Genomic DNA, 17905 nt, shown 5'->3' with positions numbered 1-17905 from the left:
CCATGCAACAGGTCGACGGACAGTACGAATACCACCGCCTGGCCCTCTCGTGGCCGCGTCACCGATGGTGGAAACCGCTCCTCACGGCACTGCTCGGCTTCGTGTTCTACATCGTGTTCCTCCTGGTGGTCCTGGTGGCGGGCCTGGGCCTGGCGTTCCTCTCGCCCACGGGGGTGGGTCCCTACCTCGACGCCCTGACCGTGCTGGACCTCAGCAACCCGGTGATGTTCGCCTTCACCCTGGTGTCGCTCATCCTGATGATCCCGGCGCTCGCCCTCGCGGCGCTGATCATGGGGCCGAGACCCATCGGTCTGCTGTCCTCAGTGGCCGGCCGGATCCGCTGGCGCTGGCTCGCGATCTGCACGGGCGCCGCCCTGGCCGTCTTCCTCGCCAGCCTCGCCGTCTCGACCGGGATCGGGTTCTTCTTCCCCGAGGAGGCCGCCGCAGCACCCGTCCAGCAGGACACCACGATCCTCCTCGTCATGCTGGCGCTGTCCCTCCTCGCCGTCCCGTTCCAGGCCGCCGCGGAGGAGTACGTCTTCCGGGGCTTCCTGATGCAGGCCATCGGCAGCTGGCTGCGACACCCGGCCTTCGCGATCCTGCTCCCCGTGCCCCTGTTCGTCCTCGGTCACGGCTACGACCCGCTCGGCCAGACGGACGTGGCGATCTTCGCGATCTTCGCCGGCTGGATCAGCTGGCGCACGGGCGGGCTCGAGGCCGCGATCGCCGTCCATGCCATCAACAACATGACGATCTTCGTGCTCGGCGCCTTCGGACTCGTGGACGTGAACTCCACCGAGGGCTCGGTGGGCGGCCTGGTCGTGTCGGCCCTGACCATGGGGGTCACGGCCGTCGTCATCGTGCGCCTCGCGGACCGCCTGGGCATCGACCGCACGCGCACGGTCGCGCCGCAGCCGGTGGCGCAGCCGGTTGCTCCGTACCCCGGGGGGTGGGGCGCCTACCCCACGCTCCTGCCGGCGGACCCGGGCGTGCCGCCGTGGACGCGGGCGCCGGAGCCGGCGTCGCTGCAGACGCAGTCCCCGGCAGGGCCGCCCCTCGCGCCGTTCCGACCGCCCGTACACCGTTCCGCGGCCGGACCCGCCCCGAGCGCCGTCCAGAAGCCCGCACCTGCACCTGCTGCTGCACCTGCTCCTGCTCCTGCTCCTGCTCCTGCACGGGACCACGACGACGACCGCCACCCCTCCGGCCCTGCCCACCCGGGCGGGCCCGGCTATCCCCCGGGCGTCGCGCACCCCACCGGCCCGGGCCACCCCAAGTAGGACTGCGGGCCTGACCCGATCCTGACCGGGGTCAGTCCTCGATCCGCAGGCCCATGCTCTCGGCGAGGAAGGGCGCCAGCAGCTGCAGCTGGTACTCGTCGATGGTGGCGCCGCGCAGCCCGTCGAGCCCCTGGATACTGCGGAAGCTGCTGGTGCGCAGGTCCACGTCCCGGAGCTGCGCGCCGTCGAGGGTTAGCGTGCCGATGGTGCAGTCCGCCAGGGCGAGCCGCGTCGCCTTCGCGCCGGTGAGGTCCAGCTCCCCGATGATGCATCCGCTCACGAGCACGTCCGTCAGCCGCGCGCTGCGGAGGTTCACGTAGTCGAGCTTCCCGCCGTCGAGGTGGACGGCGTCGAACCGGCTGTCGTAGAGCTCCGCGGACCCCCAGCGCGTGCTCCGCAGCGATGTCTCCCGCCAGCTGCTGCGCGGGGCGCGGAGGACCGGGGCGAAGAGGTCCTCGAACGCGCACTCGATGATCCGGGCGCCTCGCAGCTCGGTGTCGTTCAGCGAGACCCCGTCGAGCACGCACTCCTGCAGGGTGATACCGGCGATCTCCTCGCCGTCGAGGGCCAGCCGCTCGTAGTGCTCGCCCTCGCGGTGGTCGCCGTCGAGCAGATGCGGCTCGTCCACGCGCGTCACGCCCTGCGGGGGCCGGAGGGACAGGCGCGGCGGGTTCGTCGTGCTGCGGGCAGGACGCGCTGGCATTCGCGACTCCGATCGTGGTCCGGGCCGCACGGGTCTGCGGTCAGAAGATCATTCCATCATCCGCCGTCGCCCGGACACTCCCCACGGGCCCGTCGATCACCTACAGTGGGTCACCCGGAGTCCAGCGGAGGGACGGCCGACCGGGACCGTTTACCGGCGACCCGGATCCCGCATCAGCAGTGGACCCGCAGAGGACGGAGCAATCATGCCGACACCGGAGAGCCCCAAGGGCACGACGCATGGGGAGGACACCTCGCTCCTGAAGGTCCTCGGGAACTGGGACGCCCTCGCCCTCGGGTTCGGCGCGATGATCGGTTTCGGCTGGGTGGTGCTCACCGGCGGGTGGATCGCCTCGGCGGGAACCGGCGGAGCGGTGCTCGCGATGGTGACAGGAGGAATCATCATGGGCGTCGTCGGACTCACCTACGCCGAGCTGACGGCCGCGATGCCGAAGGCCGGCGGCGAGCACAACTTCCTGCTGCGGGGCATGGGCCCGCGATGGTCCTTCGTGGGGTCCTGGGCCATCACCGGGGGCTACGTCACGATCGTCGCCTTCGAGGCCGTCGCCCTCCCCCGGACCGCGGAGTACATCTTCCCCGGTCTCAGCCGCATCCCGCTCTGGACCGTGGCGGGTGACGAGGTGCACCTCACGTGGGCACTCGTCGGCGCCGTCGCCGCGGTCGTGATCACGCTCATCAACATCCGAGGCGTCAAGATCGCCGGTGCAGCGCAGACGTTCGTCGTCGTCTTTCTCCTCGTCATCGGACTGATCCTGATCTTCGGCAGCATCACCGGTGGCTCGTCGACGAACATGCAGCCCTTCTTCACGGGCGGATCGGCGGGCTTCTTCGCCGTCCTCGTCGTCGTGCCGTTCCTGTTCGTCGGCTTCGACGTCATCCCGCAGTCCGCGGAGGAGGTCGACATCCCGGCGCGGCAGATCGGCCGGCTCGTCGTCGTCGCCGTCGTCCTCGCGACCATCTGGTACGTGATGACGATCCTGACGACGTCCTCCGCCATGCCGGCGGACGAACTCGCCGGTGCGGACATCGCGACGGCGGACGCGATGGGCGCGATGTTCGGGTCCGACGTGATGGCGAACATCCTGATCGCCGGCGGGATCGCCGGCATCCTGACCTCCTGGAACTCGCTGCTGCTCGGCGCATCCCGACTGATGTACTCGATGTCACGCTCGGGCATGCTCCCCCGATGGTTCGGCGTCCTGCACCCCCGCTACCGGACACCCGTCAACGCGCTGATCTTCATCGGTGCGCTGTCCTTCGCAGCGCCGTTCTTCGGCACGCAGATGCTCGGCTGGCTCGTCGACTCCGGTGCTCCCAGCATCGTCCTCGCCTACATCCTCGTGGCGCTCGTCTTCGTGATCCTGCGTCGGCGCGAACCCGCCATGGAGCGGCCACTGCGCATCGGCGGGGCCGGAAACGGTGGCACCGTGATCGGCTGGATCGCCGTCGTGCTCTGCGTCGGCCTGCTCAGCCTATACCTGCCCGGCATGCCGGCGGCGCTCACTCCGCCGCCGTGGATCCTGTTCGGTCTCTGGTGGGTGCTCGGCGTGATCTTCCTGCTGCGTATCCCCCGCGGGATCACACCGGGGCACGACGCCGAGGAGCGGCTGCTCCACAGCCTCGCCACCCGGCGCTGACCACGCCGGTGCCAGGGACCGGGGCGCCGTTCCCTCGCCCGGGCCACCGTGCTTTACTGGGTCATCCATCAAACCAGGGGGAGGGACGATCGATGAGCGACCGCGTGCAGTCCACGTACGACCCGCGCTACGAGGGCATCTACCAGCGCGGCGGTGCCACGGAGTCGGCCTCGCGCATGGCGACACCGGCGCCGCTCGCCCCCGCGCTGCCCGACGAACCGGCTCCGGCGGTCGAGACCTCCGCCATCCGCGAGGTGGCGGCTCCCGCGCAGCAGGTCGAGGCACCGCCACGGAACCCGTACGACCGATGGGCCTGGATCACCGCCGGCGTCCTCGCCGCGCTCGGGGTGTTCCTCCTCGCCGCGCCGTCGATCTACGCGCAGCAGTCCATGGAGGCCCTCACCGCGGGCCAAAGCTATGTCGCCCCGTGGTACGACAGGACGATCTTCGCCGCACCCGTGCTGCTGCTGCTCGGCATCACGACCGCCGTCGCCCAGCTCTTCGTGCTGTCCGTCCGCCACACCCTGAGCACCATGACCAGCCGCTGACCATCGGCTGAACATCCTCCGACCACCCGCTGCCCCGACGGAGGCCCCCGCTCCCGCACCGTAGGGTGGAGAGCATGGAATCACCGATCGAGACCTACCTGCGGACCATCCACCGGGAGATCTCGGATCTGAAGGACGGCAAGCCGTACAGCACCATCCCCGCCATGGCGAACGTGGACCCGGACAACTTCGGCATCTGCCTGACCACCGTGGACGGCTACATGTACGAGATCGGTGACACGCGCGAGGAATTCACCATCCAGTCCATCTCGAAGCCCTTCACCTACGGGCTGGCGCTCTCCGACCTCGGGATGGACGCCGTGGACGCGAAGGTGGACGTTGAGCCCTCGGGCAACTCGTTCAACGAGATCTCGCTCGCGCCGGGCACGGGCCGCCCCGCGAACGCGATGATCAACGCCGGCGCCCTGACGGCCACCTCCCTCGTGCAGTCCCGCGGCGGCAACCGGCGCTTCAAGCGCATCCTCAGCACCTACTCGCACTTCGCCGGACGCCAGCTCGGCGTCGACGAGGAGATCTTCCGGTCCGAGCTGGAGCACGGCCACCGCAACCGTGCCCTGGCCTATCTCCTGCGGTCGTTCGGCATCATCGAGGACGATCCGACACCCGTCATCGAGGACTACTTCCGGCAGTGCTCGGTGATGGTCAACTGCATCGACCTGTCCGTCATGGCGGCCACGCTGGCCAATTCGGGCCGCAACCCCCTGACCGGGGTCGAGGCCATGGACATCCTCGCCGTCGAGCGGGTCCTGTCCGTGATGACCACGTGCGGCATGTACGACGACGCCGGCACGTGGATCAGCACCGTGGGCATGCCCGCCAAGAGCGGCGTGGGTGGCGGGACGATCGCCGTCCTGCCCGGCCAGGTGGGGCTCGCCGTGTACTCGCCGCCGCTCGACGACCACGGCAGCAGCGTGCGCGGCATGGCGACGAGCCAGCGCCTGTCCCGTGACATGGAGCTGCACTTCGTGCGCGCGGCTCGGGCGGGCCGCTCGGCCATCCGCGCCAGCTACGACATCCTGGCCGCACCCTCGGGGATCCGCCGCACCGACGAGGCCATGGACGTGCTGCGCGAGCACGGGCACCAGGCGATGGTGATCGAGCTCAACGGCGACCTCCTCTTCGCCGGCACCGAGTCCATGGTGCGCGAGCTGAGCGGGCTCGACGACGACGTCGACTTCGTGGTCCTCGACCTGCGCCGCGTCGACGAGGTGGCCGACGTCTCCCTCCGCCTGCTCGGCGAGGTGCGCGAGAACCTCGCGAAGGTCGACTGCGACCTGGTGCTGATCGACGGCGAGGGCACCCTCGCCGAGACATTCAGGGACGTCGACCGTCCCGTCCCCACCTTCGACACCCGGACCGCCGCCGTCGAATGGTGCGAGAACGAACTGATCATGCGGTACGGCGGCGACCTCCTGCTCCCGTCGACGGTGGAGGTTGCGCAGTGCCCGGCGCTCAGCCCGCTCTCCGACGAGGACGTCGAGGCCCTCACCAGGCACATGGAGGACCGCACCTACGAGAAGGGCCACGTGGTGCGGCGCGTCGGGCAGACGTTCGGCGGCGTGTTCTTCATCCTCTCCGGGAGGATCGTCACCTCGGCACCCGGGCCCACCGGCGAGCGCCTCAAGCTGACCACCCTGAGCGCCGGGATGACGTTCGGCGAGCTGGCGCTCGGCAGCGACGACCGCCAGGAGACGACCGTCAAGGCCCTGGAGGACGTCCACGTCAAGGTGCTCACCGCCCAGGCCATCCGGACCGTGGAGAAGGAGGAACCGCGGCTCGCCGTCGAACTCTGGAAGGCGCTCACCCGGGACGCCTACTCGCGGGTGGACCTGTACCTGCGGGAGACGGCGGTGCGGATCCGCGACTAGCGGCCCTGCCGGGGTGTGCCGGACTCGGCCGCCGCCTTCAGGTTCCGCAGGGTGCGCCGGATGTTGCCGCGCTGGAACGCGGCGAACGTCGTCCCGCCGGTCGCCACGTAGTCGAACGCCTGCGCGGCGGCGTCGTGCCAGGGCCGGTCGTCCGTCCACGTCTCGGTGACGAGCGTGCCGCCGTCGTGCTCCTCGAAGGTGTACTGCCACGACGCGATGCGGGCGGGGATCCGGCGCTTCGTACCGCCGATCGCGTGCACGCGGAACGCGAACTCGCGCCCGGGCTCGGCCACGGTCACGGTGCAGCGCGTGGTCCAGCTGACGCGGCCGCGCGTGTTGGCGCCGTCGAAGACCGTGCCGACAGTGACGCCCGCCCTACCGTCCGTCGCCCCGGCCAGCACAGCGCCGCTGTTCTCGGGGCTCCACTCGCCCATCCTCGTGACGTCGCTGACCATGGCGTAGAGCGTCCCCGGCGACCGTGCGATCACCACACTGTCCGAGACCGAGATGACCCGCCCCACGTGTCCCCCTCGCTCGTTCCTCCGCCCGGCACTCCCCGGCACGCTGCGGGCCAGTCTACGGCCGGCGGCTGGGAGCCCGGCCGGGATCGGCGCCCTAGACTGGCGACGTGCGCGGCCGCCCGGGCCGGCGAGCAGGAGGGCTGGATCGATGACGGTGCTGATAGCGGGCTGCGGGGACCTCGGGACCGAGGTGGGGCTGCGGCTCGCCGCCGCGGGCGGGCGTGTGGTCGGCTTGCGCCGCTCCCCCGACCGGCTCCCCCGAACCATCGAGGGCGTGGCCGCGGACCTGACCCGGCCGCTGCCGCCGGTCCCGGAGGACACCGACGTCGTCGTCATCGCCACGGCGGCCGGCGAGCGCACCGAGGCCGCCTACCGCAGCGCCTACGTGGACGCGACGGCCAACGTGCTGGACGCCCTCGAGCGCGACGGCGTCTCACCGCGGCGCATCCTCTTCGTCTCCTCCACCGCGGTGTACGGGGACTTCGACGGCGCACTCGTCACGGAGGACTCACCCGCGCAGAGCACGACGCCGACGGCGCGGCTCGTGCGCGAGGCCGAGCAGGTGCTCCTGGACCGGTCGAACCGCGGGACGGTCCTCCGGCTCTCGGGGATCTACGGGCCGGGCCGGACGCGCCTGATCGACCAGGTGACCAGCGGGGCGGCCCTGCTGCCGGCGGAACCACAGTGGACCAACCGGATCCACCGCGACGACGCCGCGGCGGCGATCGTGCACCTCGTCACGGAGGTCGCGGAGCCCGCGCCGATCTACCTCGGCAGCGACGAGCTGCCCGTGGACCTCGGGGAGGTGCTGCGGTTCATCGCCGCCGAGCTCGGCCTGCCGGAGCCGCCCCGCGGCGAAGCGGCGCCGACCCGCGGCGGTGCGCGCCGCGTGGACAGCGGACTGCTGCGCTCCACGGGGTTCTCCTTCACCTACCCGACGTACCGGGAGGGCTACCGCGCCGTCCTTGCGGGGCAGGGCGTCAGGCACCCGTAGTCGCGGCGGCCGGGATGCGGGCGCGCGCCGTCAGGCGTCCGAGGCGCACGAGCGACCAGACGAAGATGCTCACCACGAGCAGGTTCCGGAACGTGAGCAGGACGGCGACGGCGGGGTTGAGCTCGTAGCGCAGGGCGTCGTAGAACACGGGGTACACGAGCGTGGTGAGGGCCGCGCAGCCGAGCATCGCGATCGCCGGGTAGCGCCACTCGGCGGCGCGGTCGAGGACCAGCCCCGCGGCGATCACGGCCGCGATCCACAGCATGAACTGCGGGGAGCCCACCTTGTTGAAGACCACGAGGGTGCTCACGAGCGCCAGCGACCCCGTGGCGAGCAGGGCGTCCGCACGGGCACCGCGGTGCAGCGCGATCGCGAGGAACGCGGCGACGAGGACGACGGTGAGGGCGAGCAGCGGTGTCATGAGGTCGCCGACGAGCCCGCTCAGCGCGCCCCGGACCTCCATGGTGTTGATGACCTCGTCCTCGAAGAAGTAGGCGCCCGAGGTCCCCGTGATCGCCTGCCAGACGCCGGGTGTGCTGAGGGGCGCCTCGAGCTGCATGCCGCGGGCGCCCTGCGCGCTGAGGAAGCCCGTGAGGTTGCGGACGTCTCCGGCCACGGCCACCACGGCGGCGATCCCGGCCGTCAGCGCGATCCCTGCGCCCAGGATACGCAGCCGTCCATGCCGGACCACGACGAGCGCCGCGAGCACGACGGCGGCCGGCCACACCTTCATCCAGGTGGCGGCGCTGAGCAGGAGCGATGCGAGGAACGGACGCGCGGCGACCAGGAGCAGCCCTGTGATGACCATCGGCGCCGTCAGGCCGTCGATCCTGCCGACCGCGACCGGCCCGAGCAGCGCCGTCGCCGTCAGCCACCAGTAGGCGGCGGTGGACGACGACGCGGTGCCCCGCCGGAGGAGGGCCGCCGTGCCGAGGGCGTTGAGGCCGGCGAACAGCACGAACCAGGCGAGCTGGTAGAGGTAGGGGCCGAACACCGTGGCGGCGATCATCGGCGCGAGCGCCCCGACGGGGTACACCCACGCCGTGTCGATGCCCTGCCAGGTGCCGTCGTCGAGCGCGAGGTAGGCCCACTCGCGGTAGAAGCGGATGTCGCTGAGCACTCCCCCGCCGAGGATGAAGGGCAGCAGCCGGGCAAGGAACCCGAGGTGGATGAGGCCGAAGTACAGCCAGACCGAGCGGGCGCTGCTGCGGATCTCCGGTCGGAGGAGGCGGATGCGCACGGGTGGCTCCTGGTCGGTCTGGGTGGCGGCAGCGCCATCGTCTCACCCGCCGCGCGGCCCGCGCCAATCCCCGACGACCTCGCGGGCCGCTCCCTGCGAGGCGGAGGTCCATGGGCCTACGCTGGGGCGAGACCGTGGCGTACGTCCGTGATCCCGAGGGGACCATGCTGCTCGTCATCCAGGCCCAGGCGCCGGCGGATCAGCCCGTCGAGGGCACGTAGCCGAGCATCTTGTCGACGACGCCGGGCAGCGGCCGGCCGTCCATCCAGAGCAGGAGGTTCCGCTCGAACTGTGCCGCGAGGTCGTCGAGCCAGGAATCGGCGTTGCTCGCCATGTGGGGGGTCACGAGCACCGAGGGCAGCGACCACAGCGGGCTCTCCTGCGGCAGGGGCTCGACGGCGAACGTGTCGAGCACCGCGCCGGCGAGCGTCCCGTCGCTCAGCCGGTCCACGAGGGCGCCCTCGTCCACAAGCCGGCCGCGCCCTGCGTTGATGAGGACGGCGGTGGACTTCAGGGCGGCGACGACCTCTGCGCTGAGGAGGTTCTCGGTCGCCGGCGTCAGCGGCGCCAGGAGGATCACGTAGTCGAACGCGCCGACCACGGCCGCCAGGTCCGCCGTCGCGTGCACGCGGCCGAAGTCGTCGTCGTGTTCCCTCGCGGTGCGTCCTGCACCCTCGACGCGCACTCCGACGGCCCGCAGCAGCCGGGCGGTGGCGCGGCCGATGCTGCCCGTCCCCACCACGAGCGCCCGGCTGCCGGCGACGTTGCGGCCCTCGCGCCACGCCCACCGCGCCTCCCGCTGGGCGTCGCGCAGCGGGCCGAAGCCCTTCGCGGCGTTCAGCATGGCGCCCAGCACGTACTCGGCCATCGGCTGGTCGAAGACGCCGTGCGCGTTGGTCACGACGACGTCGGAGGCCACCAGCTCGGGGAACAGGAGCTTGTCCACGCCGGCCGCCGCCACATGCAGCCAGCGCAGGGACCCGGCGGCGTGCCACGCGGCGGGCAGGGCACCGGAGAAGTAGTCCCAGAGGTACAGCACGTCGGCGCCGTCGAGCGCCCGGGCGAGGCCCTCCGCCCCGGTGACGCGCACGTCGGCGAGCCCGGCGACGCGCTCGAGCCCCCGCACCGGACGCCCGCCCTCCAGCACGGCGATCACGGGGCGGATCACGGGGCGCCTAGTCACCGGGCTGCTCCGCGCGGTGCCCGACGGGCCCGGGCTCGGCCGGCGTCTCCGCGGCGGGCCCGCCACCGCCCGCGTCGGGCGGGGCATGGGCAGGCACGGCGTCGGGGTTGCCGGACGCCACGCCGGTCTCCGGGCGGTTCTCGATCGAGAGGTCACGCAGGTACCGCAGGACGACGATCGCCACGGCCGTGGTGGGCACGGCGAGGAACGCCCCGACGATGCCGAAGAGCGTGCCGCCCGCCGTGACGGAGGCCAGGACGACGGCGGGATGGATCTCGAGCGTGCGGCCCACCAGGAGCGGCTGGATGAAGTTGCTCTCGAGCTGCTGCACGAGGATCACCAGTCCGAGCACGATCAGCGCCGTCACCCAGCCGTAGGCGAGGAACGCCACGAGGGTTGCCACGAGTCCGGAGACGATGGCTCCGACCACCGGCACGAAGGCGGAGAAGAACACGAGCACGGCCAGCGGGACGGCGAGCGGGATGTCCAGCAGCACGAGGCCCAGGCCGATGAACACGGAGTCCACCAGCGCCACGGTGGCCTGCGCGAAGATGTAGGAGGAGAGCGTCCGCCAGGTGCCGCTGGCGATCATCGAGGCGTGGCCGTAGGCCGCGGAGTTGGTCCAGCGGGACGCCCACGGCATGAAGCGGTCGCCGTCCTTGAGGCAGAAGAACGTGAACACGAGCGCCAGCAGCACCACGATGGTGGCCGAGGTCACCTCGCTGAGGCCCGCCGTGATCCCGCTGACGATGTTCCCCACGTTCGCCTGCAGCTGGGCCAGGGCGGTGTCCACGATCCCGTCGAGGTTCACCGCGTCGAGGTTGAGCGGCGGGCGGGCCACGAAGGCCGCGAGGTCCGCGACGTTGTCCCGGGCCAAGCCTGAGAGGTCGGTGATGCCGCTCGCGATGGCGGGGACGGTCAGTGCCCCGATCCCCACGACCACGCCGACGAACCCGAGCAGCGTGGCGAGGGCGGCGAGGACCTTGGGCAGGCCCCGACGCAGGAACCGGTTGACGGGCCAAAGGACCGAGGCGAGAAGCAGCGCGAACAGCGTCGGCAGGACGATCGACCACAGCGCCCGCGTCAGGTACCAGAGGATGACGAGGCCGGCGAGGACGATGATGCAGCGCGCCGTCCAGGCAGCGCTGGCCCGCAGGCCGTCGGCGAACGCGTGCGGGCGGAACCGCCGGGCCACGGAGGAACCGTGCGGCTCCGGGGCCGGTGCCTGCGGCTGCCGCCGCCGCAGGGGTCGGCGCGGGGCGGGTGTCTGATCGTCCGGGTTGCCGGATCCTGAGCGTGTCACGTAGCCATCCTGCCCTAGCCGGGCGCAACATCCGGTGTGCCGCTTGCCATCTGGCGGACAATTGGAGCATGAAGCGAGCATCCGGATCCGGCGGCGCCTGATGGTGCAGCAGGAGCGCGCGCGGTCCACGCGCACGGCGATCATCGGCGCCGCCGCCCGCATCTTCCAGGAGCAGGGCTACGGCGGCACCGCCCTGGCTGCCGTCGCCACCGAGGCCGGCGTCACCAAGGGCGCGCTGTACTTCCACTTCCCTGCGAAGGAGGACCTCGCCGTCGCCGTCATCGGGGAGCAGCACGCGATGGCCTCCGCCGAGGGTGCGCGGGTCCAGGCACTGGGCCGACCGGCGATGGAGACCATGGTCCTGGTCTGCCGCGGATTCACGCTGCAGCTCATCGAGCACCCGCTGATGCGCGCCGGCATCCGCCTGACCTTCGAGGCGTCGGCCTTCGGGCATGACGTCCGGCAGCCCTACCTGGACTGGTCGACGAGCTTCGCGGAGCTCGCACGCGCGGCGCAGGACGACGGCGACCTGCGCCGGGAACTCGATGCGGAGACGTTCGCCCGCCTGGTCGTGGGTTCCTACACGGGCGTGCAGATGGTGTCCGACATCCTGACGGGACGGCAGGACGTGCTGGAACGCCTCGGGGACCTGTGGCGGATGCTGCTGCCCGGCGTCATGGCCGCCGACCGGCAGGAGCGGGTGCCGCGGCTGGTGGATCTCTTCCTCGATTCGCCATAAACCGGTCATGCGGTTTGTTTTCCGCCGGTACACGGCTACAGTTGCTGCTGGCATGGTAGGGGCTCCGTGGGGGAAGCCCCCTGCCCGATCCGCAAGGGTCACGCCCGCGGGCGCCCACGGTAGCGAACGGCTTCACTGGGCGCCCGCTCCTTACCTCCCTGGAAGGGAGGGCCCTGACTAGAGTGGAACCATGCGCTACGTGAAACTCGGCTCCACCGGCCTCGACATCTCGCCCCTCGCACTCGGCTGCATGAGCTACGGCACCCCGGACCGGGGCAACCACGCGTGGACGCTGCCCGAGGAGGAGAGCCGGCCCCTGATCCGCGCCGCCGTCGACGCCGGGATCAACTTTTTCGACACCGCCAACGTCTACTCGGACGGCTCGAGCGAGGAGATCGTCGGACGGGCCCTGGCCGACTTCACGCGCCGCGAGGACACCGTCATCGCCACCAAGGTGCACGGGCGCATGCACGAGGGACCCAACGGAGCCGGCCTCTCCCGCAAGGCGATCCTCGCGGAACTGGACAACAGCCTCCGCCGCCTCGGCACCGACTACGTGGACCTGTACCAGATCCACCGCTTCGACCCCGCGACGCCCCTCGAGGAGACCCTCGAGGCCCTGCACGACGTCGTGAAGGCGGGCAAGGTGCGCTACATCGGCGCGTCCTCGATGTTCGCGTGGCAGTTCTCCAAGGCCCTCTACCTCCAGCGCCTGAACGGGTGGACGCGGTTCGTCACCATGCAGGACCACTACAACCTCATCAATCGTGAGGAGGAACGCGAGATGTACGGACTGTGCGCCGACCAGGGCATCGGCGTCCTCCCCTGGAGCCCGCTCGCACGCGGCAAGCTCACGCGGGCGTGGGACGAGACGACGTCGCGCTCGGAGTCCGACCAGTTCGGCAAGACCCTCTACGGCACCGTCGATGCCGACCGCCGCGTCTCCGACGCCGTCGGCACGGTGGCCGAGGCACGCGGCGTGACCCGGGCGCAGGTGGCCCTCGCCTGGGTGTCCCGCAATCCCGTGGTGTCGGCGCCGATCGTCGGCGTCGGCAAGCCGCACCACCTCGAGGACGCCCTCGCGTCGCTCGACCTCGAGCTGACCGGGGACGAGGTCGCGGCCCTCGAGGAGCACTACGTGCCGCACGCCGTCGTCGGCTTCTGACACCCGCGCCGGCCGCCCTACCGTGATAGGCCCCGCGTAGCAAGAGCTGGAGCGGCGTCGGTGGGGTGCTGTACGTTGTGACCACCCTGACCCGGAAGGCACAACGATGACCATTTCCAGACGGCAGATCCTCGGCGGCGCAGGTTTCCTCGCAGCGGCGGCGGCACTCAACGGCTGCGCCGGATTCGGCGGCGGGGGCGGAGGGGACGGCGGGGGCGGAGGGGGCGGAGGGGGCGACGGCGACGCCGACACCCTCACCTTCACCACGTGGGGCAGCCCGGCCGAGGAGGAGGGCTTCCGGAACGGCATCGCCGCCTTCGAGGCCGCGAATTCCGGCGCGAAGGTGGAGCTCAACCTCGTCCCCTACGAACAGATCTTCCAGAACATCGATGCGCAGCTGCAGGCAGGCACGGCCCCCGATCTGTTCCGCGTGGACTACGGCACCATCGGCGCCTACAGCAGCCAGGACCAGCTCCTGGACCTCAGCAGCTACTTCGACACCGCGGCCGCCGAGGAATTCCTGCCGTCGATGTGGCAGGCGGTGCAGTTCGACGGCAAGCCCTTCGGCGTCCCCCACCAGACGGACACCTCGGCCCTCGTGTACCGCACGGACCTCTTCGAGCAGGCCGGCATCGGGAGCGTCCCCGACAGCCTCGACTCCGCCTGGACGTGGGACGAGTTCCGGCAGGTGGCGGAGCAGCTGCGCGGGTCCCTCCCCGACGACCTCTACCCCTTCGTGTACAACTGGCAGCTCGGCGGTTCCACGCGGTGGCTGAGCTGGCTGTTCCAGGCGGGCGGACGCCTCTTCAATGACGACCTCACCGGGTCGGCCATCGACTCCGACGCCGGCAGGAAGGCGCTCGAGTTCACGCAGGGCTTCTTCACCGACGGCCTCGTGCCTCCCAGCAGTTCCGTGAAGTCCTCGACGTACGCCGACGACGCGTTCTCCGCGGGCACCACGGCCATGGCCTTCGTGGGCAACTTCGTCCTGCCCGGTCTCGAGGAGAACATCCAGGGCTTCGAGTGGGGCGCCACCTACCTCCCGCGCGACGAGCGCGGCGCCTGCGACCTCGGTGGCAACGCCCTCGTCGCCACCAGGAGCGCCCGCAACCCCGAGCTCGCGGCCGAGTTCCTGAAGTTCATGACGCAGCCGGACCAGATGTCCGACTTCTGCGCCCGCGCCATGGAGCTGCCCACCCTCAACAGCCTCGTCGGCACCGAACTGGACTACCAGACGCGGCCCGACATCGCCGGCATCTTCGTGGAGCAGGCCACCACGCTGGAGCCGGGTGACGTCCAGCAGCTCACCTCACCGGCCATGGCGACCATCAACCCGAAGCTCCGGGACCAGCTGGAGGCCGCCTTCACCCAGGGCCAGCCCGTGGAGCAGACGCTCGCCAACATCGCTGCGGCCGTCGACGAGGCAGCCGGCTGATGTCCGCCGACACCTCGGCCCGCGAGGAGTCGACCGGCAGCACCCCTCCACCGCCCTCCCCGGCGGCCACCTACACGGCCAGGCCCGGCAGGACCTCGCGGCAGCAGCGCTCCACAGGCGCTGCCGCGGGGTTCCTCGGCCCCAACCTGATCCTGCTCGGCATCTTCCTCTTCCTCCCGCTCGGCTGGGCGTTCCTCATCAGCTTCCAGGAGTCCAGCGGCTTCGGGGCCAGCGGCTGGGTGGGCCTCGAGAACTACCGGCGCCTCGTCACGGACCCCACGTTCTGGCAGTCGGCGCTCAACACGGCCGCCTTCACGCTGATCACGGTGCCGCTGAGCCTGGCCCTCGGGCTCGGTCTCGCCGTGCTCATGAACTCGGTGCTGCCCGGCCGGAAGCTGTTCCGCACACTGATCTACCTGCCCATGGTCATCTCGGGCATCGCGACGGCCCTCATGGGCGTCCTGCTGTTCGACGAGGCCACGGGCATCATCAACAAGCTGCTCCGGGAGGGCGGGCTCGCCACCGTCCCGTGGCAGTCGCAGGGTACGGCGGCCTTTACCTCGATCATCCTGGTGACCCTGTGGATCCGGGTGGGGTTCAACATGGTCATCTACCTCGCCGGGCTCCAGGGCATCTCGCCGGAACTGTACGAGGCCGCGCGGCTGGAGGGGGCGAGCTCGTGGCAGCAGTTCCGCTACCTCACGGTGCCGCTCGTGGGCCCGTCCACGTTCTTCCTCCTGATCATGGACGTCATCTATTCGTTCCAGGTCTTCGACACCATCTTCGTGATGACGGGCGGCGGGCCCGGGCGGTCGACGTCGGTGCTCGTCACCTACGCCTACGAGAACGGCTTCGTGACCCGCGACCAGAGCTACGCCGCGGCCATCGGGATCGTGATCTTCCTGGTCACGCTCGTCTTCACGGCCATCCAGTGGCGGGGCAACCGCTCGCGCGACACCGTCGGCTAGCCCTCCAGGACAGGACAGGATCCCCATGGCACACCCCCTTCCCGCCCGCGAGCGGGCAGCCGCCCCGGCAGGCTTCACACCCCGCGCCCGGCGCGTGTCACCCGCGCAGCGGGCCTCCGCGGTCGCGCGGTTGGTGACCGCCGCCGTCGTGGGCCTCGTGATGATGTTCCCGCTGTACTGGATGATCACGATCGCCTTCTCACCGAGCGCCGACGTCGTGAGCCGCGAGCTGCAGCTCTGGCCGTCCGAGTGGACCCTCGACAACTTCCGGACCATCTTCGGCACCTTCCCCGCGGCCACCTGGTTCGGAAATTCGGTGGTGGTCACCGCGATCATCACGGTCCTCACCGTCTCGGTGAACCTGCTCGCCGGCTACGCCTTCGCGAAGCTCGACTTCAGGGCCAAGGGCTTCGTCTTCCTGCTGGTCCTCAGCACCATGATGGTGCCCGTCCAGGTGCTGATGGTGGCGCAGTTCCGCCTCGTCACCGAGCTCGGGATCTACGGCACGTTCTGGGCGGTCATCTTCCCGTCGGCGGCGTCCGCCTTCGGGATCTTCCTCGCCCGGCAGTTCATCATCGCCATCCCGGACGAACTCCTGGAGGCAGCCAGGATGGACGGCGCCGGGACCGTGCGCATCTTCCTGCAGATCATCCTGCCCCTGTGCAAGCCGCTCATCGCCGTGCTGGTGCTGCTGACGGTGATGTACCAGTGGAACGACTTCGCGTGGCCGCTGATCGCCCTGAAGGACGCCCAGCTGTTCACGCTGCCCATCGGGCTGCTGTACCTGCAGGGTCAGTACGGCGCCGACTACGGGGCCATCATGGCGCTCGCGCTGCTCTCCATCACACCGATCATCATCATGTTCCTCGCGTTCCAGAAGTACTTCGTACAGGGCCTGGCGCGGAGCGGCATCCGCTAGGCCCAGCGCCGGAAGCCGCCCTCCGTGCTCAGCACCTGACCCACCATCCAGCGCCCCTCGTCGCTCAGCAGCCAGGCGATGAGCCGCGCGGGGTCGTCGGGTTCACCGAAGCGCCCCGACGGGAAGTGCGCGAGGACGTCCCGCAGGGTCTCGGGTGGCCGGTCCGCCGTGTCGTCGTCGAGGTAGCCGGTGTTGACCGGACCCGGGTTCACGGTGTTCAGCAGGATGCGCCGGTCCACGAGGTGGTCGGCGACGGAGGCCGTGAGTCCCGCGAGCGCCGCCTTGGACGCCGCGTATGCGATCTCCCCCGGCATGGGGCCGGTGACCTGCCCGGACGTCATCCAGATGACGCGCCCGCCCTCCCGGCCGTCGTGCTGGTCGGCGAAGTGCTGCGTCGCGAGGATGGTGGAGCGCGTGTTGACCTGCCAGTGCGCATCGAGGTCCTCCCAGGAGATCCCGTCGAGCCGGCCGTCTCCCCCGCTCCTCGCGTGGTTGCAGACCAGCCCGTCGAGATGGCCGAGCGCCGAGCGGGCCTCTCCGACGAGCAGCTCACCGCCGTCGTGCCGCGCGAGGTCGATGCTCGCGTGGGCCAGGCCCGCCCCGTCCCGCAGCCGGCCGCGCAGGGAGGCCACGACGTCGTCGATGCTGTCGGCACCCCAGGGCTGATCGGCGTCATGCGGTGCGTAGTGGTGCAGGAAGAGGCTCGCGCCCATGCCGGCGAGGCGCGAGGCGACGGCGTAGCCGATGCCCTTGCGCCGGCTGACACCGGTGACCACGAACGTGCGCCCTGCCAGCGAAGTGGAGTTCATGGCCTCCACCCTAGCCGCGGTGCTTCGCTAGGCTGGGACCGCCACCTCCCGTTCCGTCCCCAGGAGTCCCATGCGCCGCCTGCCGTCCCGTCTCCTGCTGCCGGCCGCATGGAGCGGCGCGGCGGTGCTCGCCCTCACGGGCTGCACGGGACCGGTGATCGGGCTGCTGGATCAGGAGCAGACGGAGCAGGACGTCCTGACCATCCGGACGGACCTCGACGGCATCGACCTCGACAGCACGCGCTTCCTGGCCGAACGCGACGGCGTCGAGTACTTCGCGGCGACGCCCGTGGACGGGACGGGCACCGAGGGCACCGTATGCCTCCTGGTCGAGGAGGGCATCGGGGTGGGTCTCGAATGCACGCCCCTCGAATCCGGGACGGCGGGCCCCAGCATCCGCGACAGCAGGGCCACCGTAGTCCTGCTGCCGGACGCGTTCGACAGGGATGCCCTCACCGCCGAGGGCTTCGAACTGCTGCACCCGAATCTCGCCCTGCGCCCGGCCGAGGCGGGCGCCTAGCATGGGAGGAGCAATCCGACCGAGGAGGAGCC

General features: G+C 70.9%; 17 protein-coding genes. 11 read left to right on the top strand and 6 right to left on the bottom strand.

What is annotated here, in order from left to right:
• Positions 1-2: 2 nt before the first annotated feature.
• Positions 3-1280, top strand: coding sequence for a CPBP family intramembrane glutamic endopeptidase (locus AC4D2O_RS05135; protein ID WP_490905543.1), 1278 nt, complete (start codon positions 3-5; stop codon positions 1278-1280).
• Positions 1281-1311: 31 nt separating this feature from the next.
• Here AC4D2O_RS05135 and AC4D2O_RS05130 read toward each other — a convergent pair whose 3' ends face one another.
• The gene (locus tag AC4D2O_RS05130; RefSeq protein WP_490905541.1) at positions 1312-1983 is read right to left on the bottom strand and encodes a pentapeptide repeat-containing protein; all 672 of its coding nucleotides are present in this window, start codon (positions 1981-1983) and stop codon (positions 1312-1314) included.
• Positions 1984-2188: 205 nt separating this feature from the next.
• Between AC4D2O_RS05130 and AC4D2O_RS05125 the strand changes: the two genes are divergently transcribed.
• The 3 genes from AC4D2O_RS05125 to glsA all read left to right on the top strand — a co-directional run bounded on the left by AC4D2O_RS05125 (position 2189) and on the right by glsA (position 6077).
• Positions 2189-3640, top strand: coding sequence for an APC family permease (locus AC4D2O_RS05125; RefSeq protein ID WP_490905540.1), 1452 nt, complete (start codon positions 2189-2191; stop codon positions 3638-3640).
• Between the two features lie 92 nt (positions 3641-3732).
• Positions 3733-4188, top strand: coding sequence for a hypothetical protein (locus tag AC4D2O_RS05120; RefSeq protein ID WP_490905539.1), 456 nt, complete (start codon positions 3733-3735; stop codon positions 4186-4188).
• Positions 4189-4262: 74 nt separating this feature from the next.
• On the top strand, positions 4263-6077 hold the full coding sequence (gene glsA / locus AC4D2O_RS05115) for a glutaminase A (protein ID WP_490905537.1): 1815 nt from the start codon (positions 4263-4265) through the stop codon (positions 6075-6077).
• Here glsA and AC4D2O_RS05110 read toward each other — a convergent pair.
• Complete coding sequence (locus tag AC4D2O_RS05110) at positions 6074-6598, bottom strand: SRPBCC family protein (RefSeq protein WP_490905536.1); 525 nt, start codon at positions 6596-6598, stop codon at positions 6074-6076. The genes glsA and AC4D2O_RS05110 overlap by 4 nt on opposite strands.
• 148 nt (positions 6599-6746) lie before the next feature.
• On the opposite strand from AC4D2O_RS05110, the gene AC4D2O_RS05105 reads away from it, so the two are divergent.
• Positions 6747-7592, top strand: coding sequence for an SDR family oxidoreductase (locus AC4D2O_RS05105; RefSeq protein WP_490905535.1), 846 nt, complete (start codon positions 6747-6749; stop codon positions 7590-7592).
• On the opposite strand, the gene AC4D2O_RS05100 is transcribed toward AC4D2O_RS05105, so the two are convergent.
• From AC4D2O_RS05100 to AC4D2O_RS05090, 3 genes are all read right to left on the bottom strand, one after another.
• On the bottom strand, positions 7579-8832 hold the full coding sequence (locus AC4D2O_RS05100) for a glycosyltransferase 87 family protein (RefSeq protein ID WP_490905534.1): 1254 nt from the start codon (positions 8830-8832) through the stop codon (positions 7579-7581). The two genes, AC4D2O_RS05105 and AC4D2O_RS05100, sit on opposite strands and share 14 nt — an antisense overlap.
• Before the next feature lie 199 nt (positions 8833-9031).
• Positions 9032-10015 carry a D-2-hydroxyacid dehydrogenase gene (locus AC4D2O_RS05095; RefSeq protein ID WP_490905533.1) on the bottom strand — a complete coding sequence of 328 codons (984 nt, stop codon included), beginning with the start codon at positions 10013-10015 and terminating at the stop codon, positions 9032-9034.
• Positions 10008-11318 (bottom strand): AI-2E family transporter, encoded by a 1311-nt coding sequence (locus tag AC4D2O_RS05090; RefSeq protein WP_490905532.1) that lies wholly within the window; start codon positions 11316-11318, stop codon positions 10008-10010. The genes AC4D2O_RS05095 and AC4D2O_RS05090 overlap by 8 nt, the downstream gene beginning before the upstream one ends.
• Positions 11319-11418: 100 nt before the next feature.
• Between AC4D2O_RS05090 and AC4D2O_RS05085 the strand changes: the two genes are divergently transcribed.
• The 5 genes from AC4D2O_RS05085 (at position 11419) to AC4D2O_RS05065 (ending at position 16544) form a co-directional block, all read left to right on the top strand.
• On the top strand, positions 11419-12057 hold the full coding sequence (locus AC4D2O_RS05085; protein ID WP_490905531.1) for a ScbR family autoregulator-binding transcription factor: 639 nt from the start codon (positions 11419-11421) through the stop codon (positions 12055-12057).
• A gap of 190 nt (positions 12058-12247) precedes the next feature.
• Positions 12248-13222 (top strand): aldo/keto reductase, encoded by a 975-nt coding sequence (locus tag AC4D2O_RS05080; protein WP_490905530.1) that lies wholly within the window; start codon positions 12248-12250, stop codon positions 13220-13222.
• A 106-nt stretch (positions 13223-13328) separates the two neighbouring features.
• Positions 13329-14657 carry an ABC transporter substrate-binding protein gene (locus tag AC4D2O_RS05075; protein WP_490905529.1) on the top strand — a complete coding sequence of 443 codons (1329 nt, stop codon included), beginning with the start codon at positions 13329-13331 and terminating at the stop codon, positions 14655-14657.
• Positions 14657-15625 carry a carbohydrate ABC transporter permease gene (locus AC4D2O_RS05070; protein ID WP_490905528.1) on the top strand — a complete coding sequence of 323 codons (969 nt, stop codon included), beginning with the start codon at positions 14657-14659 and terminating at the stop codon, positions 15623-15625. The genes AC4D2O_RS05075 and AC4D2O_RS05070 overlap by 1 nt, the downstream gene beginning before the upstream one ends.
• A gap of 25 nt (positions 15626-15650) precedes the next feature.
• Positions 15651-16544, top strand: coding sequence for a carbohydrate ABC transporter permease (locus AC4D2O_RS05065; protein WP_490905526.1), 894 nt, complete (start codon positions 15651-15653; stop codon positions 16542-16544).
• Here AC4D2O_RS05065 and AC4D2O_RS05060 read toward each other — a convergent pair.
• Positions 16541-17353, bottom strand: coding sequence for an SDR family oxidoreductase (locus AC4D2O_RS05060; RefSeq protein ID WP_490905525.1), 813 nt, complete (start codon positions 17351-17353; stop codon positions 16541-16543). The genes AC4D2O_RS05065 and AC4D2O_RS05060 overlap by 4 nt on opposite strands.
• Before the next feature lie 70 nt (positions 17354-17423).
• Between AC4D2O_RS05060 and AC4D2O_RS05055 the strand changes: the two genes are divergently transcribed.
• Positions 17424-17873, top strand: a complete 450-nt coding sequence (locus tag AC4D2O_RS05055) for a hypothetical protein (RefSeq protein ID WP_490905524.1) — start codon at positions 17424-17426, stop codon at positions 17871-17873.
• Positions 17874-17905: the final 32 nt, after the last annotated feature.

Source organism: Arthrobacter sp. TJ-238, from assembly GCF_058269215.1.
This window is presented reverse-complemented; position numbering and strand designations above follow the sequence as displayed.

Coding starts and splice junctions, on each gene's coding strand:
- AC4D2O_RS05135 (WP_490905543.1), top strand. CDS start 3: ATGCAACAGGTCGACGGACAGTACGAATACCACCGCCTGGCCCTCTCG.
- AC4D2O_RS05130 (WP_490905541.1), bottom strand. CDS start 1,983: ATGCCAGCGCGTCCTGCCCGCAGCACGACGAACCCGCCGCGCCTGTCC.
- AC4D2O_RS05125 (WP_490905540.1), top strand. CDS start 2,189: ATGCCGACACCGGAGAGCCCCAAGGGCACGACGCATGGGGAGGACACC.
- AC4D2O_RS05120 (WP_490905539.1), top strand. CDS start 3,733: ATGAGCGACCGCGTGCAGTCCACGTACGACCCGCGCTACGAGGGCATC.
- glsA (WP_490905537.1), top strand. CDS start 4,263: ATGGAATCACCGATCGAGACCTACCTGCGGACCATCCACCGGGAGATC.
- AC4D2O_RS05105 (WP_490905535.1), top strand. CDS start 6,747: ATGACGGTGCTGATAGCGGGCTGCGGGGACCTCGGGACCGAGGTGGGG.
- AC4D2O_RS05085 (WP_490905531.1), top strand. CDS start 11,419: ATGGTGCAGCAGGAGCGCGCGCGGTCCACGCGCACGGCGATCATCGGC.
- AC4D2O_RS05080 (WP_490905530.1), top strand. CDS start 12,248: ATGCGCTACGTGAAACTCGGCTCCACCGGCCTCGACATCTCGCCCCTC.
- AC4D2O_RS05075 (WP_490905529.1), top strand. CDS start 13,329: ATGACCATTTCCAGACGGCAGATCCTCGGCGGCGCAGGTTTCCTCGCA.
- AC4D2O_RS05070 (WP_490905528.1), top strand. CDS start 14,657: ATGTCCGCCGACACCTCGGCCCGCGAGGAGTCGACCGGCAGCACCCCT.
- AC4D2O_RS05065 (WP_490905526.1), top strand. CDS start 15,651: ATGGCACACCCCCTTCCCGCCCGCGAGCGGGCAGCCGCCCCGGCAGGC.
- AC4D2O_RS05060 (WP_490905525.1), bottom strand. CDS start 17,353: ATGAACTCCACTTCGCTGGCAGGGCGCACGTTCGTGGTCACCGGTGTC.
- AC4D2O_RS05055 (WP_490905524.1), top strand. CDS start 17,424: ATGCGCCGCCTGCCGTCCCGTCTCCTGCTGCCGGCCGCATGGAGCGGC.